The sequence below is a fragment of the Nocardia sp. NPDC049149 genome (assembly GCF_043197455.1).
GTDB lineage: Bacteria > Actinomycetota > Actinomycetes > Mycobacteriales > Mycobacteriaceae > Nocardia.
This window is the reverse complement of sequence record NZ_JBICTD010000012.1, coordinates 15,884-39,619: the sequence shown is the minus strand read 5'-3', so window position 1 is coordinate 39,619 and position 23,736 is coordinate 15,884. Positions and strand designations below refer to the sequence as shown.

The 23,736-nt window shown below is 66.8% G+C and carries 22 protein-coding genes; 12 read left to right on the top strand and 10 right to left on the bottom strand.

The window, feature by feature from the left end:
• Positions 1-2: 2 nt before the first annotated feature.
• The 3 genes from ACGFNJ_RS36815 (at position 3) to ACGFNJ_RS36805 (ending at position 2,450) form a co-directional block, all read left to right on the top strand.
• A complete protein-coding gene (locus ACGFNJ_RS36815; RefSeq protein ID WP_393459395.1) occupies positions 3-206 on the top strand; it encodes a hypothetical protein in 204 nt (67 codons plus the stop codon).
• A 43-nt stretch (positions 207-249) separates the two neighbouring features.
• Entirely contained in the window at positions 250-1,671 is a 1,422-nt protein-coding gene (argH, locus tag ACGFNJ_RS36810) for an argininosuccinate lyase (protein WP_393459392.1), read from the top strand.
• 455 nt (positions 1,672-2,126) lie between these two features.
• Positions 2,127-2,450: a DMT family transporter gene (locus ACGFNJ_RS36805; RefSeq protein ID WP_393459389.1), complete on the top strand. Its 324-nt coding sequence runs from the start codon at positions 2,127-2,129 to the stop codon at positions 2,448-2,450.
• Positions 2,451-2,504: 54 nt separating this feature from the next.
• Here ACGFNJ_RS36805 and ACGFNJ_RS36800 read toward each other — a convergent pair whose 3' ends face one another.
• Positions 2,505-3,062, bottom strand: coding sequence for a Uma2 family endonuclease (locus ACGFNJ_RS36800; RefSeq protein ID WP_393459386.1), 558 nt, complete (start codon positions 3,060-3,062; stop codon positions 2,505-2,507).
• A 413-nt stretch (positions 3,063-3,475) separates the two neighbouring features.
• Between ACGFNJ_RS36800 and ACGFNJ_RS36795 the strand changes: the two genes are divergently transcribed.
• The 3 genes from ACGFNJ_RS36795 to ACGFNJ_RS36785 are packed head-to-tail and all read left to right on the top strand — an operon-like array spanning position 3,476 to position 6,388.
• Positions 3,476-4,282, top strand: coding sequence for an ATP-binding cassette domain-containing protein (locus ACGFNJ_RS36795; RefSeq protein WP_393459383.1), 807 nt, complete (start codon positions 3,476-3,478; stop codon positions 4,280-4,282).
• Complete coding sequence (locus ACGFNJ_RS36790; RefSeq protein ID WP_393459380.1) at positions 4,279-5,373, top strand: ABC transporter permease; 1,095 nt, start codon at positions 4,279-4,281, stop codon at positions 5,371-5,373. The genes ACGFNJ_RS36795 and ACGFNJ_RS36790 overlap by 4 nt, the downstream gene beginning before the upstream one ends.
• Positions 5,374-5,413: 40 nt before the next feature.
• The gene (locus tag ACGFNJ_RS36785; protein ID WP_069166138.1) at positions 5,414-6,388 is read left to right on the top strand and encodes an ABC transporter substrate-binding protein; all 975 of its coding nucleotides are present in this window, start codon (positions 5,414-5,416) and stop codon (positions 6,386-6,388) included.
• Between the two features lie 101 nt (positions 6,389-6,489).
• On the opposite strand, the gene ilvA is transcribed toward ACGFNJ_RS36785, so the two are convergent.
• Together ilvA and ACGFNJ_RS36775 are read right to left on the bottom strand one after the other, a co-directional pair.
• Complete coding sequence (gene ilvA / locus ACGFNJ_RS36780; protein ID WP_393459377.1) at positions 6,490-7,719, bottom strand: threonine ammonia-lyase; 1,230 nt, start codon at positions 7,717-7,719, stop codon at positions 6,490-6,492.
• Positions 7,720-7,815: 96 nt separating this feature from the next.
• Entirely contained in the window at positions 7,816-8,985 is a 1,170-nt protein-coding gene (locus ACGFNJ_RS36775; protein ID WP_393459374.1) for a serine hydrolase domain-containing protein, read from the bottom strand.
• Positions 8,986-9,139: 154 nt separating this feature from the next.
• Here ACGFNJ_RS36775 and ACGFNJ_RS36770 point away from each other — a divergent pair, with 154 nt between their 5' ends.
• From ACGFNJ_RS36770 to ACGFNJ_RS36760, 3 genes are all read left to right on the top strand, one after another.
• On the top strand, positions 9,140-9,862 hold the full coding sequence (locus ACGFNJ_RS36770; protein WP_393459371.1) for a GntR family transcriptional regulator: 723 nt from the start codon (positions 9,140-9,142) through the stop codon (positions 9,860-9,862).
• Between the two features lie 85 nt (positions 9,863-9,947).
• A complete protein-coding gene (locus ACGFNJ_RS36765; RefSeq protein WP_393459368.1) occupies positions 9,948-11,447 on the top strand; it encodes an NCS1 family nucleobase:cation symporter-1 in 1,500 nt (499 codons plus the stop codon).
• A complete protein-coding gene (locus tag ACGFNJ_RS36760) occupies positions 11,447-12,175 on the top strand; it encodes an aspartate/glutamate racemase family protein (protein WP_393459365.1) in 729 nt (242 codons plus the stop codon). The genes ACGFNJ_RS36765 and ACGFNJ_RS36760 overlap by 1 nt, the downstream gene beginning before the upstream one ends.
• An 80-nt stretch (positions 12,176-12,255) precedes the next feature.
• Here ACGFNJ_RS36760 and ACGFNJ_RS36755 read toward each other — a convergent pair whose 3' ends face one another.
• On the bottom strand, positions 12,256-12,606 hold the full coding sequence (locus tag ACGFNJ_RS36755) for a hypothetical protein (protein ID WP_393459362.1): 351 nt from the start codon (positions 12,604-12,606) through the stop codon (positions 12,256-12,258).
• Between the two features lie 291 nt (positions 12,607-12,897).
• Between ACGFNJ_RS36755 and ACGFNJ_RS36750 the strand changes: the two genes are divergently transcribed.
• Positions 12,898-13,416: a hypothetical protein gene (locus ACGFNJ_RS36750; RefSeq protein WP_393459359.1), complete on the top strand. Its 519-nt coding sequence runs from the start codon at positions 12,898-12,900 to the stop codon at positions 13,414-13,416.
• Between the two features lie 6 nt (positions 13,417-13,422).
• Here ACGFNJ_RS36750 and idi read toward each other — a convergent pair whose 3' ends face one another.
• Genes idi through ACGFNJ_RS36730 form a run of 4 tightly spaced genes read right to left on the bottom strand, consistent with a single transcriptional unit; the run spans position 13,423 to position 16,861 of the window.
• Positions 13,423-14,001 (bottom strand): isopentenyl-diphosphate Delta-isomerase, encoded by a 579-nt coding sequence (gene idi, locus ACGFNJ_RS36745; protein WP_393459356.1) that lies wholly within the window; start codon positions 13,999-14,001, stop codon positions 13,423-13,425.
• Complete coding sequence (locus tag ACGFNJ_RS36740) at positions 13,998-14,870, bottom strand: geranyl diphosphate 2-C-methyltransferase (protein WP_393459353.1); 873 nt, start codon at positions 14,868-14,870, stop codon at positions 13,998-14,000. Before ACGFNJ_RS36740 ends, idi begins: the two co-directional genes overlap by 4 nt.
• 6 nt (positions 14,871-14,876) lie before the next feature.
• Positions 14,877-15,440, bottom strand: coding sequence for a hypothetical protein (locus ACGFNJ_RS36735; RefSeq protein ID WP_393459350.1), 564 nt, complete (start codon positions 15,438-15,440; stop codon positions 14,877-14,879).
• A gap of 14 nt (positions 15,441-15,454) precedes the next feature.
• Positions 15,455-16,861: a family 2B encapsulin nanocompartment shell protein gene (locus tag ACGFNJ_RS36730; protein ID WP_393459347.1), complete on the bottom strand. Its 1,407-nt coding sequence runs from the start codon at positions 16,859-16,861 to the stop codon at positions 15,455-15,457.
• Positions 16,862-17,367: 506 nt separating this feature from the next.
• Here ACGFNJ_RS36730 and ACGFNJ_RS36725 point away from each other — a divergent pair.
• Positions 17,368-20,361: an acyl-CoA synthetase gene (locus ACGFNJ_RS36725; protein WP_393459344.1), complete on the top strand. Its 2,994-nt coding sequence runs from the start codon at positions 17,368-17,370 to the stop codon at positions 20,359-20,361.
• A 195-nt stretch (positions 20,362-20,556) separates the two neighbouring features.
• Positions 20,557-21,156 (top strand): class I SAM-dependent methyltransferase, encoded by a 600-nt coding sequence (locus ACGFNJ_RS36720; protein WP_393459341.1) that lies wholly within the window; start codon positions 20,557-20,559, stop codon positions 21,154-21,156.
• 110 nt (positions 21,157-21,266) lie between these two features.
• Here the strand turns inward: ACGFNJ_RS36720 and rffA are convergent, their stop codons facing one another.
• Positions 21,267-22,406 (bottom strand): dTDP-4-amino-4,6-dideoxygalactose transaminase, encoded by a 1,140-nt coding sequence (gene rffA, locus ACGFNJ_RS36715; protein WP_393459338.1) that lies wholly within the window; start codon positions 22,404-22,406, stop codon positions 21,267-21,269.
• On the bottom strand, positions 22,396-23,514 hold the full coding sequence (locus ACGFNJ_RS36710; protein WP_393459335.1) for a glycosyltransferase: 1,119 nt from the start codon (positions 23,512-23,514) through the stop codon (positions 22,396-22,398). Before ACGFNJ_RS36710 ends, rffA begins: the two co-directional genes overlap by 11 nt.
• Positions 23,515-23,736: the final 222 nt, after the last annotated feature.

Here is a 23,736-nt window from a genome sequence, read left to right as displayed (position 1 = left end):
TTATGCGGACCGAAGACGACGGCTGGGACATCGTGACGAGCGTCGGGGCCACCACGCTCGGAGTCGCCGCCATGCAGGCTGCGGAGAACCGGCGGCTGGATGCCCTCCTCCACGATCCGTTCGCCGAGCGGCTGGTGACAGCCGTCGGGCGACCGGAGTGGGTGAAGTTCGGCGCAAGGTCCCCGACCTCGCCGCCGAGGAATTGACCAACCACACACTGATGACCGCGATCCGAGGAGACAGCACACCATGACGCACAGCGGCAGCACGAACACCGGTGCGCTCTGGGGCGGACGGTTCGCTTCCGGTCCCGCCGAAGCGATGGCCGCACTGAGCAAGTCGACGCATTTCGATTGGGTGCTCGCGCCCTACGACATTCGCGCATCCAAGGCGCACGCGCGCGTGCTGCACAAGGCGGGCCTGCTCTCGGAGAGCGACCTCGCAGGCATGCTCGCCGGCCTGGATCAGCTTGCCGCGGACGTGGATTCGGGTGCCTTCGGCCCCGCCGACTCCGACGAGGACGTGCACGGCGCGCTGGAACGCGGGCTGATCGACCGGGTCGGCGCCGAGCTCGGCGGGCGGCTGCGCGCGGGACGTTCGCGAAACGATCAGGTGGCCACGCTGTTCCGGATGTGGTTGCGCGACGGCGTCCGCCGGGTCGCCGCCGGCGTGCTCGACGTCGTCGACGCACTGGTCGCGCAGGCGGCCGCGCATCCCGACGCGGTGATGCCAGGCAAGACGCACCTGCAGGCCGCGCAGCCGGTGTTGCTCGCCCACCATCTGCTCGCGCACGCCCATCCGCTGCTGCGTGACATCGATCGGCTGCGTGACTTCGACAAGCGAGCGGCCGTGTCGCCGTACGGTTCCGGCGCGTTGGCCGGTTCCTCGCTCGGCCTCGACCCCGAAGCGATCGCCGCCGAACTCGACTTCGACGCCGCGGCCGCCAACTCGATCGACGCCACCTCCTCGCGCGATTTCGCCGCGGAAGCCGCGTTCGTTCTCGCGATGATCGGCGTCGACCTGAGCCGGATGGCCGAAGAGATGATCCTCTGGAGCACACCGGAATTCGGCTACATCACGCTCGCCGATGCCTGGTCGACCGGCTCGTCGATCATGCCGCAGAAGAAGAACCCCGACGTTTCCGAGCTCACCCGCGGTAAGGCGGGCAGGCTCATCGGAAACCTCACCGGTCTACTGGCGACGCTGAAAGCACAGCCGTTGGCCTACAACCGCGACCTCCAGGAAGACAAGGAGCCACTGTTCGACTCGGTCGCCCAGCTGGAGCTCCTGCTTCCTGCAATCGCAGGCCTTGTCTCCACCCTCACCTTCCACACCGACCGCATGGCCGAACTCGCACCGGCAGGCTTCACCCTCGCCACTGACATCGCCGAATGGCTTGTCCGCCAAGGTGTTCCGTTCCGTGTCGCGCACGAAGCCGCAGGCGCCTGCGTCCGCGTCGCCGAATCCCGCGGCGTCGGCCTCGCCGACCTCACCGACGAAGAATTCGCCGCCATCGATCCCGCCCTCACCCCCCAGGTCCGCGAAGTCCTCACCGTCGCAGGCTCCATCGCCTCCCGCAACGCCCGAGGCGGCACCGCGGCCACCCAGGTCGCCGTCCAACTCACCGAAATCGGCACCACCACAACCGAACTCCGCACCTGGCTGAACTGACCTCGCTCAACTCGATGGGCGGCACAACGCGCCTCCGCGCCGCCTTTCGAGCCCCACTGTCCGACGAGTGGCACATGGCTGCGGCAAAGTGCGAGTAGCCCACTCCGTGGTGTGCCACTCGTGCGGATTCAGCGGGGGAGGTGGTTGGCTACGTGGAGGAGTGGGTTGGCCAGGGGTGGAATGGATTTGGGTCGGGGAGGCGGCCGGTGCGATAGGTGAGGAGGTCGTGGCCTACGAGGCTCCAGTGGGGGACGGCGTTGGCCAAGTGGGCGGCGATCAATGGGGGACCGACCACGTTGTCTTGTAGTAGTAGTCCGCCACGGTCACCCAGCGGCCGTGTCCATGCCGATCACCACGTCCCCATCAAGTCAGCACCACGATCCCGAGTTCCGCCCCGCCGCGGCACATCTGAAGGTGCCGCCCGGTCAGTATCCAGCACTCGCTACGCTGCCGCCATGACCTTGCTTCTGCTGGCCCTGGCCATCGCGACCGAGGTGACCGCGACCGTTTCGCTGAAGATCTCCGAGGGCTTCTCCAAACTGGTCCCCTCGATCATCGTGGTCATCGGCTACTGCGCCGCCTTCTTCTTCCTCTCCCAAGCCCTCAAACGCGGCATGCAGATCGGCGTCGCCTACGGCATCTGGTCCGCGGTCGGCGTAGCCGCCATCGCCGTCATCGGCGTCCTGTTCCTGGACGAGAAACTGACCCTGATCCAGGTCGGCGGCATCGGCCTGGTGATTCTCGGTGTGCTCGCGTTGGAACTCGGCGGCGAGCACTGAGCCGGATGCACCGACGGCCGCTGAGGCGCCGGTGCATCCGGATGCCTGGACAGCTCAAAGGAGCTTGGAGGTCTCCAGGTCGAACTCGAACGGTTTCGGCAGGCTGAGTGAGACGCCGAATTTTGCCGTCGCCGTGTTGCGATACTCGCCGTTCACCGGCTCCCAATGAACGGTCAGTTCTGCTCGGTGTCGGTCGACGAGGAGATAGGCCGGTATGTGAGCCTGCGCGTAAGCATCCCGTTTCTCGGTGCGATCGACCTCCGCGTCACGTTCGCGACCCGACGTTATCTCCAGGATCAGCAGTACCCCTGAAGGGTCGGACCAGGATGGCTGGCCACGGAAATAACCGCATGGCGCCACGGCACCGTCCACTCTGGCACGGCTCTCACGATAGGCAGGGATCCGCAAGCCGACCTCAGGGAACAGCCGCCACTCCGGACAATGGTCTCGGATTTGGTCGCCGAGGATGCTCGTGAACTCGGCGTGCTCACCATCCGGAACCGGAACCACGTAGATCCTTCCATTGATCAGCTCGACGTCGACTTCCTCGGACGATGCGCGCTCGAGCACCTCGAACTCCGCGAGGGTCACATCGGCGTCCATGCTGTTCATATCCCCAGGGTAACGGGGCGATGCGGGTTCGGTCTGCTGGTCGTCCATCAGCAGCCGCCGCGCCGCGGCGTGCGGGCTCATCCCGTGCCCCGATCCGGTGTCGGGCAGGTACGTTCCATGTGGATGCTCCTTCTGCTCGGCGTCATGAATTATGTGCATTTGCTTTGACGCGGCAGCGGAGTCGACGGTTCCCGCGAATGCGTAGGACTTTTCGGGTCCGGTGTGCGGCAATGGGTTCCACTACCCGATGAACCGTGTGAACGGAAGTTGAGTGCATTGTTTTCTGATTCCGAAAAGCCGGTTGCGTTGCGGTGTGTGCATTTTGACGAATATGTCCCCTTGGCTGTGACCCGAACGTACCATCGGGCGATGGACTGGACGTTTGCTCAGCTGTGCGTGCACGGATGTGGCCGATGACCTCGGACGATGCCGCAAAACAGGCGGGTGCGACGGGCGACTCGACCGTCGCGTTGGCCGCGGAGGGACTGGTGAAGCGCTACGGCGGCGTCGAGGCGTTACGTGGCGCGAACTTTCAGGTCAGCGCAGGGGAAGTCGTCGCCTTGATCGGCGACAACGGCGCGGGTAAATCGACGCTCGTGAAATGTCTTTCCGGCGCCGAGCAGCCCGATTCCGGACGGATTTTGCTGGACGGCAAGCAGGTGGTGCTGAATAACCCGACGGCCGCACGGAAACTCGGCGTGGAAACGGTGTATCAGGATCTTGCGGTGGCACCGGACCTCGATCCGGCCGCGAACCTCTTCCTCGGCCGCGAACTGGTGCGCAAGGGTTTGCCCGGCAAACTCGGCATGCTGGATCGGACCGCCATGCGCGCCCAGGCGGTCGAGCATTTCCGCCGCCTCGGGGTGACGCTGCAGAGCGCGGATGTGCCGATCGGCTCGCTGTCCGGCGGGCAGCGCCAGAGCGTCGCGGTGGCACGCGCCGTGATGTGGGCGAGCAAGGTCGTGTTCATGGACGAGCCGACCGCCGCGCTCGGTGTTGTCCAGCGCGAGCGGGTGCTCGACGTGATCCGAAAGGTCCGCGATCAGGGCATCGCGGTGGTGCTGATCAGTCACAACATGCCGGAGGTGTTGGCAGTGGCCGACCGCATCGAGGTGCTTCGGCTCGGCAGGCGGGTCGCGCGTTTCGACGCGGCCGACGCCACGCTCGAGCAATTGGTCGGTGCGATGACCGGCGCACTGTCGCAAGAGGATGTCGCATGAGCGATCAGACAGAAGACACAGCCGAGCGCAGCGAGCCAACAAAAGGCGTAGCCGGTATCCGCAAGGCGGACAACGGCAACGGTGTCGAGATAGCCGAACGCACTGCACTGCAACGACTCCTCGGTGCAAGCACGGTGTGGATCGGCGTCGTGCTGGTCGCGTTGTGCATCGTGTTCAGCGTGCTGCGCCCCGATGCGTTCCCGACCCGCTTCACCTTTCAGACACTGCTGATCGAAACCTCGGTGCTGCTTGTCCTTTCGGTGGGGATGACGTTCGTGATCATCACCTCGGGCATCGACCTCTCGGTCGGCATGGTGCTGATCTTCTCCGGCGTGATCGGCGCCAAATCCATGGAGGCGCTGAGCCCGGACCAGGACGCCACCGGCGCAGGCTGGGGCATCATCGGCATCGGGTTCCTGCTTTCGGTGGCTGGCGGCGGCCTGTGGGGCCTGCTCAACGGTGTGCTGGTGGCAAAGGCCAAGATCCCGCCGCTGATCGTCACGCTCGGCTCGTTCGGCGCCGCACTCGGCGCGGCCCAGCTGATCACCGGCGGCGTCGACACCAGGACGGTGCCCGAAAAGCTGAGGGACACCCTCGGTTTCGGCACCACACTGGGCGGTGTGCCGAACCTGGTGCTGGTCGCCACGGTGGTGACCGTGCTCGCCGCATGGGTGCTGCACACCACCCGGTTCGGCCGCTACACCTATGCCATCGGCTCGAACGAGGAGGCGGCGCGGCGCTCGGGCATCGCGGTCACCCGGCATTTGATCACGGTGTATCTGCTCACCGGTGTACTCGCCGGTCTCGCGGGCTTCATGAATCTCGCCTACTTCGGCACCACCACCATCGGCGGGCACACCACCGACAATCTGGACGCCATCGCGGGCGTAGTGATCGGTGGCACCAGCCTTTTCGGTGGCGTCGGAACGATCGTCGGCACCGTGATCGGCGTGTTCATCCCTTCGGTGCTGAAGAAGGGGTTCGTCATCGCACAGGTGCCGGTGTTCTGGCAGCCGATCGCGGTGAGCGTGGTCCTGGTCGCGGCGGTCTGGTTCGACCAGGTGCGCCGCCGGGCCCGCGATCGGAAGTAGAAATTCGGTAGTGACAACACAATTCGGCGGAGGTAGCCAAATGAGGGTGGCGAAGCGGACCGCGGTGGTGATCGGCACCATGGTGGCGGTCGGCGCGATGCTGGCGGGATGTAGTGGGAAGGTGGGTGATTCGGGTGGCACCGACAGCAAGAAGCTGGTGCTGATCCCCGGTGTTGCCGACGAGCCGTTCTACATCTCGATGCAATGCGGCGCACAGGACGAGGCGGCGAAGCTCGGCTACAAGCTGGACACGCAGGCCCCGACCAAGTTCGACGCGGGATCGCAGACGCCGGTGCTGACCGGTGTGGTGGCGAACAAGCCCGGCGGCATTCTGATCGCGCCGACGCACGCCACCGCGATGGCGAATCCGATCAAGCAGGCCAAGGACGCGGGCATCAAGATCGTCGAGGTCGATACCGCGCTCGACGACACTTCCGTTGCGGCGTCGTCGATTTCGTCGGACAACAAGAAGGGCGGCGAGCTCGCGGCGCAGACCCTGGCGAAGCTGGTCGGGGAGAAGGGCCCGGTGCTGGTGATCAACACCAAGGCGGGCACGTCCACCACCGACGCGCGGGCACAAGGCTTCGAGGACGCGGTGAAGAGCTACCCGGGCATCACCTCGCTCGGCGTGCAGTACAACAACAACGAAGCGGCCCAGGCGGCGTCGATCGTCACCGCGACGCTGGCGGCGCACCCGGATCTCGCAGGCATCTTCGCGACCAACCTGAGTTCGGCCGAGGGCGCGGCCACCGGCCTGCGCAACGCGAACAAGCTCGGCCAGGTCAAACTGGTCGGCTTCGACGCGAGCCCGAAGCAGGTCGAGGATCTGAAAGCCGGTACCGTGCAGGCACTTATCGCCCAGGATCCCGCGGGCATCGGCGCCAAGGGTGTCGATCAGGTGGCCGCGGCGATCGAGGGCAAGCCGGTCACCAGGAAGATCCAGACCGACATGATCGCGATCACTCAGGCCGATATGGACGCCAACTCGAAGTACTTCTACAAGCGCAAGTGCTGACCGGGGTGATCACCCTGCCACACGCGGCAGGGTGATCGCGACGAATGGCAACGCCGCACAGCTCCTGGAAGCCGTGCGGCGTTGTCGTTGTTCCAGCGACGTCAGTCCTCTACGCGGACTGCGTATCCCGCGGTGGTGAGGGCGCCGAGGACGTCGTCGCGGTGGTTCGGTCCGCGTGTCTCCAGGGTGAGCCACACCTCGACCTCGTCCAGCGCCAGGAAGGTGCCGGTGCGGGCGTGGGCGACGTCGACAACGCTGGCGCCGGTCTTGCCGACCACCGCGAGCAGCGCGCTCAGCCCGCCGGGACGGTCCGAGATCGTCACGCGCAGTGCGAGATAACGTCCTGCCGCACTCAATCCGTGACCGATCAACCTGGTCAGCAGCAGCGGGTCGATATTGCCGCCGGACAGCACCGCACAGACCGGGCCCTTCAGGTCGAGATCCGCTGCGGCACAACTCATCAGCGCCGCGACCGCCGCGGCGCCCGCAGGCTCGACGATCAACTTCGCCCGCTCCAGACACAGCAGCAGCGCCTTGGACAGCGAGTCCTCATTCACGGTCAACATGGTCGGAACATGTTCGGCGACATAACCGAACGGCACCTTGCCCGGCTGCCCGACGGCAATACCGTCGGCCATGGTGGCCATCCGCTCGACCCGCAACGGCTTGCCCGCCGCCAGCGAACCCGGCCACGCCGCCGCCTCTGCGGCCTGCACGCCGATCACCCGCACCTGCGGCGCCAGCTGGTGCAGCGCCACCGCGATCCCCGCGAGCAACCCGCCACCGCCGGTCGGCACGAGCACCGTGCCGACGTCGGGGATCTGTTCGAGGATCTCCAGCGCCACGGTGGCTTGCCCGGCGACGATGTCCGGGTGGTCGAACGGGTGGATCAGCGTCGCGCCGGTGCGCTCGGCGAAGTCCATCGCGGCGTCCAGCGAATCGTCGATCGTCTCCCCGACCTGTCGCACCTCGGCGCCGTACGCCTTGGTCGCCGCCAGCTTCGGCAGCGAGGCGCCCACCGGCATGAACACGGTCGAGGCGATGCCGAGCGACGTGGCCGCCCAGGCCACGCCCTGCGCGTGGTTGCCCGCGCTCGCCGCAACCACTCCGTTAGCGCGATCGTCCGACGGAAGGTTCGCAATCCGGTTGTAGGCGCCGCGCGGCTTGAACGACCCGGTCCGCTGTAAGTTCTCGCACTTCAGCCACACCTCGGATCCGGCACGCTCCGACAAGACCCGCGACGCCACGATGGGCGTCTTCCGGATCACCGGCGCGAGCAACTTCGCGGCAGCCTCGATCTGCTCCATACCGACCAACTCCATGGCGCCCATGCTGCCATCCCGTCCCGCAAACGTCCCACCATTGCGGCGCGCCCTGTCTGGTCCACGGGACAACCGACTGCTAGATCGTCTGCCGGTGCTGCTCGGTCAGGCGGTTTTGGCAAGGTGGTGGGCGAGAGCGCCCAGCCGGGCCAGCCTGGCGTCGCCGAGCGGAGTGAGCCGACCGCCCAGGCGATTGGTGACGAAGCCGAGGGACATGCCGGTCGCGGGGTCGGCGAAGGCGCCGGAACCGCCGAGGCCGAAATGACCGAAGGCGGAGACGGGTTCGGCCTTGGACGGCTTCATCGGGACCCCGTGGAAACCGAGTGCCCACGGGATGCGCAGGGCCAGAACGTAATCGGGGGTGAACACCTGCCTGCGGGTCATCTGCTCGATGGTTTCGGGACGAAGCAGCTGATATCCGTCGAGCGCTCCGCCGTTGGCGAGCGCGCCGTACATCCGCGCGATGGCCCGCGCCGAGAAGACGCCGTTGAGGCCCGGCATCACCGAATCATGCAGGCGCGGATCGGAAACCAGATCGGCGAAGCCTTTCGGCGTGGTGTCCATGGCGGCCGCGAATCTGGTGCGTCCGAGCAGTCGCGAGCTGTTCTCCCAGCTCATCCCGGCGACCGTGAGCCGGGGAAAGTTGGTGGCGATGCGGCCGCGGTGCTCCTGCGGCACCCGGAACCAGAGTTCCTCGGCGGCAAGCGGTTCCGCGATCTCGGTGCGCAAGACCTCGGTGAACTCGGTGCCGGTGACCCGGCGCACCAGCTCGGCGGCCAAGTGCCCGTAGGTGATTCCGTGGTAGCCGCTGGTGACCAGCCGCCGTGGATCCGGCTCGGCCGCGGCAAGCGCCGCCGTCACCGCCGCGTCGTCGAAGAACCGATCGAACGAGCCGGGCAGCAGCCCGCGCAGCCGATGCAATCCCGCACGGTGGGTGAGCAATTCGCGGACCGTGATGTGCTCCTTGCCCGCGGCGCCGAACTCGGGCCAGTAGGTGGCGATCGGCTCGTCGTACCCGAGCCTGCCGCGCTCGGCGAGCCGGTGCAGCAGCGTGCTCGCCACCCCCTTGCTTGTCGAATACGCCATCGCCACGGTGTCGTGCGCCCACGGCACCTCGGGCCGCGAGAACCCGGCCCAGACGTCCACCACCGGCACGCCGTGCAGGTAGACCGCGAGCGCCCCGCCGCCGTCGGTCGGCCGCCGGAACAACCGGTCGAACTCGGCGACCAGGGCGGCGAACCGGCGATCGACGAACTGTGTTGCCGAAGCCGTCATCGAAAACTCTCTGTAGTACGTGTGGGATCCAGGATTACATGTCCCTACCGACCCGAATACGCGTGCACCCACGCGACCGGTCGGTTCGGTGAGACGTTTCCTGAGCGTCACACAGCGGACGGAGATCGCAACACGCCGCGCATAGCGTGTTCGCATGCCCTCGAGACGACGTTCGGCGCTGCTCGCGAGGTTGGTTGTCGACACACCCGGCCGTCCGCAAATCATCCTCGGCGAACTGCGCCGGGTGATCCTCGACGGTGCGGTGCCGCCGTGCACCCGCATCCCACTGCGCGAGGTGGCCGAGCTGTTCGGCGTCAGCCACATCCCGGTGCGTGAGGCGCTCAAGACGCTGATCGGTGAGGGTTTGGTCACCCACGAACCGCACGGTGGTTATGCGGTGGCCCAGTTGACCGTCGCGGAACTGCGCGAGATGTACATCGTGCGGGAAACCCTGGAGAACGCCTCGCTCGCCGCCGCCGCATTGCGCGCGACCGACGCGGACCGCGCGGAGTTGCTTGCGGTGAACGCGCTGCTCGAGCAGGCGATCCGCGACGACGATCCGGTCGCCTATCAGCGCCAGTCCCGCAATTTCCACATCGCGCTCACCAAGCCGTCACGGCTGTTCCGGCTGCTGCACATGCTGGAATCCGCGTGGAATATCACCGAGCCGGTGCAATCCATGGTGCATATCGGCCGGGCCGACCGGGTCCGTCTGCACACCGACCACGCGCTGCTGCTCGACGCCTTCCTCGCCCGTGATGTCGACCGCTTGCTGATGCTCGCCGGGCGCCATCACCGCAGGTTGGCGGGTGTTATCGCGACCCTGCCCACCGATACCGGCCTGCTCGCGCCGGAAGATATATCTGCCGCGCAATAGCCGGGCAATACTCGCGCAACGGGCGGGCAATAGCGGATCCCTACCGTCGGTTCGATCACAGTTTCACCCTCGGATGGGAAACACCATGACCGAAACCATCGTCCGGCCTTCCGCCGGCTCCGCGCCGCAGGCCAGCACCGCGGCGGCCGCATACGACCCTCGGCTCACCAACGCGGACCTGGCGCCGTTACGCGAACAGACCTGGGGCTCGTACAACATCTTCGCGTTCTGGATGTCGGATGTGCACAGCGTCGGCGGCTACGTCACCGCGGGCAGCCTGTTCGCGCTCGGCCTGGCCAGTTGGCAGGTGTTGGCCGCGCTGCTGATCGGCATCGGCATCGTCTACCTCTTCTGCAATCTGGTCGCGAAGCCGAGCCAGGTGACCGGCGTGCCCTATCCGGTGATGTGCCGCAGCGCGTTCGGCGTGCTCGGCGCGAACATCCCGGCCATCATCCGCGGCCTGATCGCGGTGGCCTGGTACGGCATTCAGACCTTCCTCGCGTCGGCCGCGCTGGATGTGGTGTTGGTGAAGCTGTTTCCGGGCCTGGCACCGTATGCGGTCGCCGATGACTATGGCTTCCTAGGTCTTTCGCTGCTCGGCTGGGGCAGCTATCTGGCGTTGTGGGTCGTGCAGGCCTGTGTGTTCTGGCGTGGCATGGAATCGATCCGGAGGTTCATCGATTTCTGCGGCCCCGCCGTGTATGTGGTGATGTTCCTGCTCTGCGGCTATCTGATCGCGAAAGCCGGTTGGGGCGCCATCGATGTGAACCTCGGCGCGGTGCAGTACACCGGCTGGGATTCGCTGCCCGTGATGCTCGGCGCCATCGCCCTGGTGGTGTCGTACTTCTCCGGCCCCATGCTCAACTTCGGCGACTTCTCCCGGTACGGAAAGACTTTCACCGCCGTCCGGCGGGGCAACCTGCTCGGACTTCCGGTCAACTTCCTGGTGTTCTCGCTGTTGGTGGTCATCACCGCGTCGCTGACGTTCCCGGTCTACGGCGAGTTGATCACCGACCCGGTGGCGACCGTCGCCCGCATCGACAGCACCTTCGCGATCGTGTTGGGCGCGTTGACCTTCACGATCGCCACGGTCGGCATCAACATCGTGGCGAACTTCATCTCGCCCGCCTTCGACTTCTCGAACGTGAGCCCGCAGCGGATCAGCTGGCGGGCGGGCGGCATGATCGCCGCGGTCGGTTCGGTGTTGATCACGCCGTGGAATCTGTACAACAACCCCGAGGTCATCCACTACACCCTCGAGGTGCTCGGCGCCTTCATCGGCCCGCTGTTCGGCGTTCTCATCGCCGACTACTACCTGGTGCGCAAGCAGCGCGTCGTCGTTGCCGATCTGTTCACCATGTCGGAGTCCGGAAGCTATTGGTACCGCAAGGGATACAACCCGGCCGCGGTCCTCGCGACCGTGCTCGGCGCGGTGGCCGCGGTGCTTCCTGTGCTGGCCAAGGACGTCACCGGCATGTACACGATGGCGCAGTACAGCTGGTTCGTCGGCTGCGGACTGGGTTTCGTGTCCTACTACGTACTGGCCACTCGAACACGGTTGATGGCGCGGGAGGTGCCTGCCTGATGCATATCCGTGTGGTCAACCCGAACACGACGCGGGCGATGACCGACACGATCGAGCAGTGTGCCAGGGCCGTCGCAGGCCCCGGCACGCTGCTCGACGCGGTGACCGCCGAGATGGGACCCGCGTCGATCGAGAGTCACTACGACGAAGCACTCAGCGTCCCAGGGATTCTCGCCGCGATTCAGCGCGGCGAGCAGGACGGTGTCGACGGCTACGTGATCGCCTGCTTCGGCGACCCCGGCCTGGATGCGGCGCGGGAGGTGGCGGCGGGACCGGTGCTCGGCATCGCTGAGGCGGCAATGGCAACGGCCAGTCATCTCGGTCGAGGGTTCAGTGTCGTCACCACGTTGAGCCGAACCATCGGGCGCGCCCATGATCTGGTGGAACGCTATGGGCGGCAACGATTCTGCCGCGGTATTCATGCGTGTGAGCTGCCGGTGCTCGCGGTGGACTCCGATCCGGACGCCCGCAAGATCATCACCGAGGCCTGTCGGGACGCGGCGGAGGCCGACGGTTCGGACGCGATCGTGCTCGGCTGCGCGGGCATGGCGGATCTGTGCACGCATATCCGCGACGAGGTCGGGGTGCCCGTGATCGACGGGGTGGCCGCCGCGACGGTGACAGTGCAGTCCCTGATCACGCTCGGGCTGCGCAAGTCCGGCAGGGGCGAGTTCGCCGCGCCGCCACCGAAGCCGTACTCCGGCCTGCTTCGCGACTACGGCCGGTAGCTCAGCGAAAGCCGTGGCACAAGGAAAGCGCCGTTGCGCGTGGATGTTCCACGAGCAACGGCGCAAGCCGGGGGAGGGGATCAGGCCGCGACGGCGGTCCGCAACAGGTGCAGGGCGACGTCCGGGTCATCGACATCGACGACGATCCTGGTGAAATCGGCGCCCGCCAGCTCGACCCGGATGGCGCGGCCGTCGAAGCGGGTGTCCCAGAACTCTTTTCGGCCCTTGCCGCGGAACGTGCCCGCCGCGATCACGCCGGGGAAGAAGGTGCCCGGCGTCCGCAGCCACGGTGGCCTGCGGTCGACCTCGGCCCGGGCGACCGCGGTGATATCGGCCAGATCGAAGGTGATGTGCTCACGTAAAGCCAGCACCTGGTGCCCGCCGAGCACCTGGATCGTCACGGTCGTCCCGGTGACCTCGACTTCGACCATCGCGCACCTCGCTTCGTAGAGAACTTGTCTCTCTCACAATGCCGGGCAGACCTAGTCGTTTCCTGTGGCGTTGCTATGAGTTCTCTCAGGCTTTACTCATGCCTCTACGTAGATATGCGCATCTATGGAGGTAGTCGCTTCCTGATCAAGGCTCGGCCGCCGCGTGTGTCGATCCGAAAAACCGCACGGGCGGTATGGGATTCTCGCTGTGCTCGTGCACCACCCGTTCCTGCAGGTCCACCGCGTGCAGTCGCTCGTACGAACCAGCCAGCGAGAAGAGGTGCCGGAGTCTTGATGTTCGGGAAGGCCGCCACGGCGGCGGCCGTCACAGCCGCGGTCCTCGTCCCTTTCGATATCGGTGCGGCGAGCGCGCTGCCGCCTTCCGGTAGCTGCGCACACGGTGAGTTCCGGTGGACCGCGGCGGACGGCGCGATCGGCATGACGCCGAACACGCTGACCTTCACGTCCGTCGGCGTGCTGCGCGACTGCATCGGCGGACCCGAAGGCATCACCGGCGGCACGTTCACCGGCACGCACATCGCGACCTCGGACTGCATGCATCCGGCCGACGGCCCGATCACCGTCGACGTGCTCTGGTCGAACGGCGAGACGAGCAGGCTGTGGGGTCCATGGCCGGTCACCATGCAACAGCCGACAGTCGGACCGTTGGAGGTGGTGGCCGGCCTCGGCGCGGGGCGGCGAGTCCGGATCACCGCCGACTACGAGATGACGCCGGAGATGGTCGGCGGCTGCCTCGGCTCGGGAGTGCGCACCGGCACCGGCCGCCTGAGCGCGACCTCCTTCCCGTGACGCGCGCTACCGCTGTGCGTCTGCGGTGAATCGCCCAGCGCGCTCGGCGATGTCGAGCACGCCTGCCAGCCACGGGGTGTAGACGTCCGGATCGCCGGCGAGCGCGGCCCGGAGTTCGTCCGGCTGGATCCACCCATAGTCGGCGACCTCGGCCGGATCTGGCCGCGGCGAACCGGCGGTGAGCAGGCCGACGAGCACGTGGTCCCATTCGAACTCGACGCGGCCGGTGGTGGAATCCTCGGCGTGATAGCGGTAGACCCCGACCTCGGTGAGCTCGGTGGCCAAGCCCATCTCCTCGGCGAGGCGCACCGCCGCGGCGGCCGCGACCGGTTCGCCCGGCGCGGGATGGCCGCAGCAGGTGTTGGCCCATTGGGAGGGGAACCGGGTCTTGACCGCGGCCCGCTGCTGCAGCAGCACCCGCCCCTCGCCGTCGAACAGCAGCACCGAGAACGCCCGATGCAGCTGTCCAGGCGCCTGATGCGCCTGCGACACCGGGCACGTGCCGATCGCGCGCCCTGCGTCGTCCACGAGCTCGACGAGCAGGGCCTCGCGGTCGGTGCCCGGCTGGGCGATGGTCTCGGTCACCTGCCCACCTTATCGGCGGCGATCAGCAGGTATTGGAAGCTCCCCTCCTTGTATGCGGTCAGGAACGGCTGCTCGACACCGGTCGCGAGCTCGGACTTCGTGCGCAACTCCCAGTACGGGATGGTGGCAGCGGTGAGATCGACCACGTTGATCGGCACCAGATTGTTCTCGGCCAGCGCACGGAAGTACTCGCTGCGCGGATGGATCATGCAGCCGTAGTGTGCGTCGATCCAGCTGACCGACGACGAGCGGCCGCCGGTGACATCGTTGGAGCAGCCGGTGATGCACACGTAGCGCCCGCCGGGCTCCAGCAGCCGGGAGAACTCGTGGAACAGGTCGAAAAGGTCGACATACATGGTGGTTTCGTTGGTCCAGATGCCGCGCATCGACCACGGCTCGAAGCCGGTCTCCAGCATGTTGCGGAAATGGAACTGCACCTTGTCGGTCACGCCGCGCTGTTCGGCCTGCTCGTTGGCGAACCGGACCTGGTACTCGGAGATGGTGACGCCGTCGACGCGGCAACCGAACCGTTGGTTGGCCATGAAACTCGTACCGCCACGGCCGGATCCGCCGTCCATCAGCCTGCAGTCCGGCCTGACCTCGCCGAGGTGATCCAGCAGCAGCTGGGCCTGCGCGGTCTCCAGGCGATGCAGTTCCTTGACGATGCGCTCCTGTCTGGTTTCCTCCGGCCCGCCGAGCACCGAGAGGTCGGGGGTGCCGATGCCGTAGTGATGGTGGTAAAGCCCGTCCACCTCACCGAGTTTCGTGTTCACCCGGTCGTCGTTGGGGTTGTTGTTCCAGTACGCGGCGACGGACGCCTGGTAGCTGGTTTGCAGTACTGCCCCGGTGTCGGGATTGAGAATGGTCATGCCGGTTCACCCTCTCTCGTTGCAACACTCGTCAATTCGCGTCGGATCAACGTTTGGTCCCGATTCGGTTGTGCCCGTGGGAGGTTTCGCCTCGGCACCGGCGAACGACGCGCGGAGCCATGGCGGCGCGGAAAGTGCGGAGGCCACGGAATCGAGCAGGTCCGACAATGCTGCTCTGGTGTCGGGCTGGAACGGCACGCCGGTGAGGTTCGGCACGCTGGTGATGCCCGGTGGTTCCAATCCGGTGGACGAGACGATCGCGCTCGGCGCGGGCACCTGCGGTGGCTCCGTCACGCCCGGCGGTTGGAGTAGCGCACCGGTACCGAGCCCGACGGGCCCGAAGGCCCGTGCGGCGGTGTGCGGATCCGGCAGTGCCGGTATCGTTGAATTAGCCTGTGGCTGTGCTGGTTCCGCGTTGAGAGACCGGTGGGACGTGACGTTCGGCACGGGCGCGGGTGCGGTGTTGCGCGGAGTACGCCGCAGCGCGGTGGTGCCGAGTCCGGTGGCGCCGGAGAGCGCAGCTATGTCATGGATGGCCGGGCGTGTGGCGGCACGAGAGAGCGCTGACATGGCTCATCCTCCGGTCAGACCGCTTGCCGAGCGACCAGGACGTTGTCGAGCACGCCGAGGGCGTCCGGCACCAGGACGGCCGCCGAGTAGTAGCAGCTGACCAGGTAGGAGATGATCGACTGGTCGTCGATGCCTTTGAAGCGAACGTTGAGGCTGGGTTCGTATTCGTCGGGGAGCCCGGTTTGATGCAATCCGATGACGCCCTGGTCTTTTTCGCCGGTGCGCATCGCCAAAATCGACGTGGTTTGGGTGTCGCTGACGGGGATTTTGCCGCAGGGGAAGATCGGAACGCCGCGCCATGCGGGCACGCGGTGGCCGTCGACATCGACCGGGTCGGGGTAGAGGCCGCGTTTGCTGCATTCGCGTCCGAACGCGGCGATCGCTTTCGGGTGTGCGATAAACAGTTTCGTGCTGCGCCGCATGCTGAGCAGCTCGTCCATGTCGTCCGGAGTCGGCGGGCCGGTCTCGGTCGAAATGCGTTGTTTCAGGTCGCAGTTGTGCAGCAGCCCGAAGTCGGTGTTGTTGACGAGGTCGTGTTCGCGGCGTTCGTAGAGTGCTTCGATGGTGAGTCGCAGCTGCTGTTCGGTCTGGTTCATCGGATCGTTGAACAGATCAGCGACACGGGTGTGCACGCGAAGCACGCTCTGCGCCAGGCTGAGTTCGTATTCCCGCGGCGACGCGTCGTAGTCGACGAACGTGCCGATGAGTTCCGGCTCACCTGCGTGGCCGGAGGCGATCTCGATATTCGCCTCGCCCTTGGTGTTCTGCGGTTTGTCCGGTGCGTCCGCCACCCGCGAGAGTTGCTCACGCAGCGCGGGCGTGTATTCGAGCATTTCGTCCAGCGCCTGTCGTGGCAGCGCCAGCAGTGTGGTTCTGGTGACGGTCTTGATGGTGACCGGCCAGATCGCCTGGCCGTCGGTGAGCGCTTCTTCGCCGAAGTAGTCGCCGCCCATGAGGATCCCGAGCATGGTCTGTTCGCCGTATTCGCCGGTGCCGATTTTGCTCAGCTTTCCGTGCACGACCAAAAGCACCTGATTCAACGGGTTGCCGAATTCGGCGACCACGGTGCCCGGTTCCAGGTCGCGCTGTTCGAAGCGCTGCGCTAGGGCGCGCAGTATTTCCTCGTCGTCGAAATCGCGTAAAGGCGGAAGTTCTTGCAATTCCAGGGGAATGACACGGGCCTGCGCACCGTCGACGGCGAACTCGACCTCGCCGTTGCCGACGGTATGGGTGAGTCGGCGGTTGACGCGGTAGACGCCGCCGCTGACCTGTGTCCATGGCAGCATGCGGGTGAGCCAGCGCGAGCTGATGCCCTGCATCTGCGGTTCGGATTTGGTGGTGTGCGTCAGCTGATGGGCGGCCGACGTGCTGAGACTTTTACGACCGTTGGTTTCCGTGTGGACCGGCATATCGATGGTCATGCGTTGTCCTCACCTCGAGGCAGAGTTTCCGGCACAGCTATTTCGTGCACAACAAATAACGGGCGGTTGCGGCCCGTGAAACCAGTCATTCGAGCGAATTGGCTTACGCGACAGTGCGTTCCAGACGGCTTCGATAGTAGGCCCGGCGTCGGGCCGCACGCAGCGAAATGGCCGATGCCGACGCGGATGGTTACGACACGCTGCCGATCGAATAGCGCCTGCGTAACAGCTTTGCGACGGGAGGTGGCCCGGCCTGTGACGGTGCGGCGGCGCGTCGGCGTTATACCGCCGAGAGGGTGAGAGAGAATGGGTTTCGGCGTATGTAATAGGCCACTGACCGGCCGCTGAGCGGCATGGAACTGCTCACAGCGGACACATAATGGATACGCGGTGTGGGAAGCTCGTCTGAGCACATCGCGGCACGGTTGTCGGGGCCTGCGGCGAGTGGCCTCCGACAACGGCGCGGAGGATGCGAGTCACGTTCTAGGGTAGGGCCAGGAGCGATCTTGAAGTTCAGCACGAAGGAATTGGTCGGGTCGGTGCAGCGGTTGGTGGCAACCGCGCAGAACGGCCTGGAGGTCATCCGCTTCGGCGGGTTGACCCATGACGTGGAGTCGTCGCCGTTCGAGGTCGTCGAGAGGAGGCGGATGTACCGCTTGCGGCACTACTTCCCCGACGACACGGCCAAGGACCGCCCCGTCGTGCTCCTCGTGCCGCCGTTGATGGTGAACGCCGACATCTGGGACGTGAACGCCGACGACGGCGCCGTCGGGATCCTGCATCAGGGCGGAATCGATTGCTGGGTAGTCGATTTCGGCTCACCCGCGAGCGAGGAGGGCGGCTGGGAACGCGACCTCGCCGACCACGTGCTCGCGGTCAGCAGCGCGATCGACGCGGTGACCGAGGCGACCGGAAGCAGTGTGCACCTGATGGGTTACTCCCAGGGCGGCATGTTCGCCTACCAGGTCGCGGCCTACCGGTACGGCAAGGGGGTACAGAGCATCGTGACCTTCGGCAGCCCGGTCGACGTCGTCGCGGGCATGCCGTTCGGCCTGCCCTACGGCATGGTCTCCGATGTCGCCGATTTCCTGGCCGATCACGTGGTGACCCGGCTGCCGATCACCGATTCGATGGTGCGCATCGGCTTCCAGATGCTCGATCCGATGAAGACCGCCAAGGCGCGGATCGACTTCCTGCGTCAGCTGCACGACCGTGAGGCGTTGCTGCCGAAGGAGCGGCAGCGCCGGTTCCTCAACAGTGACGGGTGGGTCGGCTACGCCGGTCCCGCGGCTGCGGATCTGCTCAAGCAGTTCGTCGCGCACAACCGGTTGATGTTGGGCGGCTTCGTGATTCGCGACCATCCGGTGTCGCTGGCCGAGCTGAAGTGCCCGATCCTGGCGTTCGTCGGCGAGGTCGACGACATCGGTCAGCCCGCCGCGGTGCGCGGCATCGTGCGGGCCGCGCCGAATGCCGATGTGTACGAGGCCAGCCTGATCGCCGGGCATTTCGGGCTGGTGGCAGGCAGCACCGCGACCAACCACACCTGGCCGCTGGTGCGGCAGTGGGTCGACTGGCTGGAGCGCGACAAGCCGTTGCCCGAGGAGATCGTCCCGATGGCCGAGCATGTCGAGGCCAACCGGCCGCGCTCGGCGGCCACCCGGATGGTGCACACCGCCGCGACCCTGGCCGAGGCCGGCGTCGGCGTCAGCAAGGCGTTGGAAGGCATCGCGAACAACACCGTGCGTGGCTCGGTCGAGCTGGCGGGCGAGGCCGCGCGGGCGCTGCCCCGGCTGACCAGGCTGGGCATGATTCAGCCGCACACCCGCATCTCGCTGGGCAGGCTGATCGCCGAACAGGGCAGGCGCGCGCCGCTGAAGGATCTGTTCCTGTTCGACGATCGGGTGCACACCAACGCCGCGGTCAACGTGCGCATCGACAACGTGGTGCGCGGGCTCGTCTCGGTCGGCATTCGTCCGGCGATGCGGGTCGGCGTGATCATGGAGACCAGGCCGAGCGCGCTCGCGACGGTCGCCGCGCTGTCCAGGCTCGGCGCCGTAGCCGTGCTGCTCGCGCCGGGCAGCGAATTGTCGCGCGCGCTCGAAATGACCGGTGTCGACACGCTTGTCGCGGATCCGGAGAACCTGCGCCACGCCGCTGGCACCGGGGCCAGGGTGCTCGTGCTCGGCGGCGGCGATGCCCGTCAGCTCGATATTCCGTTGAGCGACAAGGTGATCGACCTCGAGCAGATCGATCCGGCGCACGTGAAGCTGCCCGCCTGGTATCGCCCGGATCCCGGGTTGGCGCGCGAGCTGGCGTTCGTGCTCGTCACCGGCACCGGTGATCGGCTGGAGACCAAGTACATCACCAACCACCGCTGGGCGCTTTCGGCGTTCGGCACCGCGACCTCCGCCGACCTGAACCGCAGGGACACGGTGTATTGCCTTGCCCCGCTGCACCATTCGTCCGGGCTGCTGGTGAGCCTCGGCGGTGCGATCGCGGGCGGCAGCCGGATCGCGCTGACCCGCTCGCTCGACCCGGCGCAGTTCGCCGAGGAAGTGCACCGCTACGGCGTCACCGTGGTCACCTACACCTGGACCATGCTGCGCGACATCCTCGACGCCGACGTGTTCCCGGCCGGGCATCGTCATCCGATTCGGCTGTTCATCGGTTCCGGCATGCCCGCGGGCCTGTGGCGGCGCACCACCGAGCAATTCGAGCCCGCCAGGGTGCTGGAGTTCTACGCGTCCATCGAGGGCGACGTGGTGCTTGCCAACGTGAAGGGCGTCAAGCGCGGCAGCAAGGGCAGGCCGGTGCCGGGCACCGCCAAGGTGGAGCTGGTCTCCTACGACCCGATCACCGAGGAAATCCAGCTCGACAGTGCGGGTTTCGCCCGGCGTTGCGCGGACAACGAGGTCGGCCTGCTGATCGGGAAGGCCTCCGAGGGCGTTGATATCTCGGCAGGCGGGCTGCGTGGCGTCTTCGCACCCGGCGATTCGTGGATGCCGACGGAGAACCTTTTCCGCCGCGACAGCGACGGCGACTACTGGTTGGTCGATCGCAAGGACACCGTGATCCACACCCCGCGCGGTCCCGTCTACGGGCAGCCGATCGTCGACATGCTCAACGACATCACCGCGGTGGACATGGAGGTCGCGTACGGGCTCGAGGTCGGTGATCACTCGGGGACGGCAGACGGCGGAGCCGGCGGGGTGGGTAAGCACTGCATCGCCGTTGCGGCGGTGAGCGTGCGCAAGAACTTCCGGCTCGAGCCCAAGGACGTCACCGAGGCGTTGCGCGCCCTCGATCCCGACAAGCGGCCCGACCTGGTGTACGTGGTGGACGATATTCCGCGCAGTTCCTCCTACCGCCCGTCCACCCGCGCGGTGCAGGCGGCGGGGCGTCCCGAGCCCGGCCCCGACACCTGGTGGTACAACCGGGTTTCGGACGCCTACGAAATCCTCACCGAGGACGACGCCCCCAAGGTGCTCGGCGACCGCTGAGTTCACCGTCCACCGCCCCTGATCCGCATTCGGCCCGTACGCGCCCGCGTACGGGCCGAATCATGTTCCAGTACGGCGCGATTGGCACGACCTACGGCGGCGTTCGAGGTCACCGACCCGCCCGCGCGCGCGAGCGGCCAGCGCCGTACGATCCGGGGCTGACGTTGCTGTCCGATTTCCGTTCAGGGGTACTTGGTGCGAACAAGCCTTATCTACCGCAACGCCACCGTCTACGAGTTGCTGATGCGTGCGCTGTACGGCCGGTACTACTCGGCTCGCTACCGCGCCGTCGAGGAGCTCGTGCCGGAGGGCGCCAGTGTGGTCGATCTGTGCTGCGGTCCTGCGACGTTGTACACCCGCTACCTGCGGCACAAGTCGGTCGACTACACGGGTCTGGATCGCAACGACGGTTTCGTCGCCAAGCTAGGCAGGGCAGGCGGGCGCGGCGAAGTCTGGAACCTGCACGCCGACATCCCGCTGCCCGAGGCCGACTACCTGGTGATGCAGGCGAGCCTCTACCACTTCCTGCCCGAGCCGGGACCGGTCATCGATCGAATGCTCGCCGCCGCGCGCAAGCAGGTGATCATCGCCGAACCGGTGCGCAACGTGGCGAGCAGCCAGAACCGCGTGCTCGCCGCCCTCGGCCAGCGCTTCACCGCCGCGGGCGACGGTGTCCAGGCACACCGCTTCACCGAGGAAACGCTCGATGACTTTTTCCACGCCTACGCGCCCCGCGTGGTCCGGCAGTCATTGATCGCCGGTGGCCGCGAAAAGCTCTACGTCCTCAGCGCCTGAGGACACGCCGGGCAGGGGTGGTGCGCACAGAGTTTCGGCACGTTCCACAACAGTTGTAGTCGTTGTGCGGGGTCCAGATCCTCTGTGGCCCGGCGTGTGGGGGTCGACGGTCAGACCGTGAAGTCGCTGATCGCCTCGACGACCCGCCCGACCTGTTCGTCGGTGAGGTCGGGCCACAGCGGCAAGCGCACCACCGTCGCGGAGAACTCCGCGCTGCGCACGCAGGGCTGCGGGGTGCGGCCCAGCTTGAGCCCTGCCGGGCTGGAGTCCAACGGGATGTAGTGGAACGGTGCGGAGATGCCGAGCGCGCGCAGGTGCGCGATCAGGTCGTCGCGGCGTTCCTCGGTGGGGGTGCGCAGGTAGTACAGGTGCGCGGTGTGCTCGCGGTCGTCGGGCACCGTCATCAGGCGAACGTCGTTGCGGGCGGCCCACTCCGGCAGTGCGGCGGCGTAGGCGTCCCACACTCGGTGCCGTGCGGCCTGGATCGTGTCGAATTCGTCGAGCTGTGCGTCGAGCACCGCCGCGTTCAATTCGCTCGGCAGGTAGCTGGAGCCGATGTCCTGCCAGGAGTACTTGTCCACCGCGCCGCGCAGGAATCGGGCGCGGTCGGTGCCCTTCTCCCGGATGATCTCGGCGCGCGCCATCAGGATCTCGTCGGTGAGCAGCAGTGCGCCGCCCTCGCCGCAGTGCACGTTCTTGGTGTCGTGGAAGCTGAGCGTGCCGAGCGCACCGAGGGTGCCGAGGGCGCGCCCGCGGTAGCGGCCACCGAGGCCGTGCGCGTTGTCCTCGACGATCGCGAAGCCGTGCGTGCCTGCCAGCTCCAGCAGCCGGTCCATGTCGGCGGCGACGCCGCCGTAGTGGATGACCACGACAGCCTTGGTGCGTTCGGTGACGACGGCCGCCACCGACTCCGGGTCGAGATTGCCGGTGGCCGGGTCGATATCGGCGAAGACGCAGGTGGCGCCGCGCAGTGCCATCGCGGTCGCGGTCGAGGTGAACGCGAAGCTCGGCACGATCACTTCGTCGTCGGGCCCCAATTCCAGCAGCAGCCCGGCCATTTCGAGCGCGGAGGTGCACGAGGTGGTCAGCAGCGCGTGCGGTGCCTCGGTGATCGCCTTCAGCTTCTCGGTGGCGGAAGCGGTGAACTGTCCGTCGCCGTGGCTGTGGTCGGAACCGAGGACGGCCTCGAGGTTGGGCAGTTCGCGGCGGGCCCGGTAGGGGCGGCTGAAAATGACGCGGTCAGTGCTCAACCCGGTCGTTTCCTCTGTTCGATGTGGTCGTTGCTAAGTGTCGCGTGTCCGCCGTGCCGTTCGCGAGCGGCACCGCTTGCCGGTCGGTGGGGCGCGGCGTCGGTGAGTCGACGGTGAGGTACAGCGGCTTGCCGACGAGGATATGCAAAGCCACCCCGAGGTATTCGGCGATGAGACCGAGCGAGAACAGGATCGCGCCGGAGACGAGCAGCAGCACCACGATCATCGAGGCCCAGCCCTCCGGCGCCCAATTATCGGTGGTGAGCGCCTCGTACACGATGACGGCGGCCATCACGCCACCGCCGAGCCCGAGCGTGACACCGAGCATGCTCACCAACCGCAGGCCGCGAGTTCCGCTGCACAGCACCATCTTCCAGAACAGCGAGAAGAGGCGACGGTAGTTGTAGCCGGATTCCTCACGGCCCTCGGCGCGCAACACCACCGGCACCTGTGCGACATTGCCGACCACCCAGGTGAGCGCGACATCGAGGTAGACACCGTTGGACGCGACCTCGGCCAGCTGACGGCCGATGGCGCCGCGGATCAGCCGGAAGCTTTCGAAGCGGGTGGAGTCGGGGAACGCGAACAGCGTCGCGAGCACCAGCTTCGCGCCGCGCGAGGTGAGGTTGCGCAGGAAGCCGTGCGGCCTGGTGTTGGTCGGCTTCGAATAGACCAGCTCGGCGCGCTCGGCCAGTGCGGCGTCCAGGAAGTCGGCGATGAAGCGGGGATCGTGCTGGCCGTCCTCGTCCATCGTGACGATCCAGTCGCCGCCCGCGGCCGACATGCCCGCGATGGTCGCCGCGTCCTGCCCGAAGTTGCGGCTCAGCCAGATGGTGCGCACCTCGGGGTAGGCCTGCTCCAGCTCCTGCATGACCACGTCGGACCGGTCCGGTCCGCGGTCGTGCACGAGGATGATCTCGTTGATCTGGAAGGTGGCGCCGCCTGGCGTCGAGGTGGGTTCGGTGAGCTGATGCAGCTCGGCGACCAGTCCACCGATGGTGTCCTCGCCCCGATAGATGGGGACGACCACGGATACGCCCTGTGGCCGGGTCGAGTGGCCGAGCGGCGCGGCGTCCGTGCTCGGCGTACGGGTGGTGGGAATCGGCATCAGCTGGATCGACTTTCGATGACGGTGCGTGCCGGATTGCCCCGCTGAACAGCAGGGCCCGAGCCGTGCAGAACTCTAGCATGGTGCGGGTTTCGGACTTCGGGGCAGGAACCTGCGCCGAGTCCGCAGGTCCCCCTATGGTTACGCGAGCTACTGCCGCCGCCGTACATCCCCCCATCATGATCGCGGCGGTGGCCGGATGCCAAGCAGCACACCGCTGTG

What these genes read in the sequence shown, in the direction of transcription:
- ACGFNJ_RS36770 (WP_393459371.1), top strand. Translation starts at nt 9,140, where the DNA reads ATGCCCTCGAGACGACGTTCGGCGCTGCTCGCGAGGTTGGTTGTCGAC.
- ACGFNJ_RS36795 (WP_393459383.1), top strand. Translation starts at nt 3,476, where the DNA reads ATGACCTCGGACGATGCCGCAAAACAGGCGGGTGCGACGGGCGACTCG.
- ACGFNJ_RS36805 (WP_393459389.1), top strand. Translation starts at nt 2,127, where the DNA reads ATGACCTTGCTTCTGCTGGCCCTGGCCATCGCGACCGAGGTGACCGCG.
- ACGFNJ_RS36755 (WP_393459362.1), bottom strand. Translation starts at nt 12,606, where the DNA reads ATGGTCGAAGTCGAGGTCACCGGGACGACCGTGACGATCCAGGTGCTC.
- ACGFNJ_RS36740 (WP_393459353.1), bottom strand. Translation starts at nt 14,870, where the DNA reads ATGACCATTCTCAATCCCGACACCGGGGCAGTACTGCAAACCAGCTAC.
- ilvA (WP_393459377.1), bottom strand. Translation starts at nt 7,719, where the DNA reads ATGGGCGCCATGGAGTTGGTCGGTATGGAGCAGATCGAGGCTGCCGCG.
- ACGFNJ_RS36710 (WP_393459335.1), bottom strand. Translation starts at nt 23,514, where the DNA reads ATGCCGATTCCCACCACCCGTACGCCGAGCACGGACGCCGCGCCGCTC.
- ACGFNJ_RS36735 (WP_393459350.1), bottom strand. Translation starts at nt 15,440, where the DNA reads ATGTCAGCGCTCTCTCGTGCCGCCACACGCCCGGCCATCCATGACATA.
- ACGFNJ_RS36760 (WP_393459365.1), top strand. Translation starts at nt 11,447, where the DNA reads ATGCATATCCGTGTGGTCAACCCGAACACGACGCGGGCGATGACCGAC.
- argH (WP_393459392.1), top strand. Translation starts at nt 250, where the DNA reads ATGACGCACAGCGGCAGCACGAACACCGGTGCGCTCTGGGGCGGACGG.
- ACGFNJ_RS36790 (WP_393459380.1), top strand. Translation starts at nt 4,279, where the DNA reads ATGAGCGATCAGACAGAAGACACAGCCGAGCGCAGCGAGCCAACAAAA.
- ACGFNJ_RS36775 (WP_393459374.1), bottom strand. Translation starts at nt 8,985, where the DNA reads ATGACGGCTTCGGCAACACAGTTCGTCGATCGCCGGTTCGCCGCCCTG.
- ACGFNJ_RS36765 (WP_393459368.1), top strand. Translation starts at nt 9,948, where the DNA reads ATGACCGAAACCATCGTCCGGCCTTCCGCCGGCTCCGCGCCGCAGGCC.
- ACGFNJ_RS36785 (WP_069166138.1), top strand. Translation starts at nt 5,414, where the DNA reads ATGAGGGTGGCGAAGCGGACCGCGGTGGTGATCGGCACCATGGTGGCG.
- ACGFNJ_RS36730 (WP_393459347.1), bottom strand. Translation starts at nt 16,861, where the DNA reads ATGACCATCGATATGCCGGTCCACACGGAAACCAACGGTCGTAAAAGT.
- ACGFNJ_RS36815 (WP_393459395.1), top strand. Translation starts at nt 3, where the DNA reads ATGCGGACCGAAGACGACGGCTGGGACATCGTGACGAGCGTCGGGGCC.
- ACGFNJ_RS36800 (WP_393459386.1), bottom strand. Translation starts at nt 3,062, where the DNA reads ATGAACAGCATGGACGCCGATGTGACCCTCGCGGAGTTCGAGGTGCTC.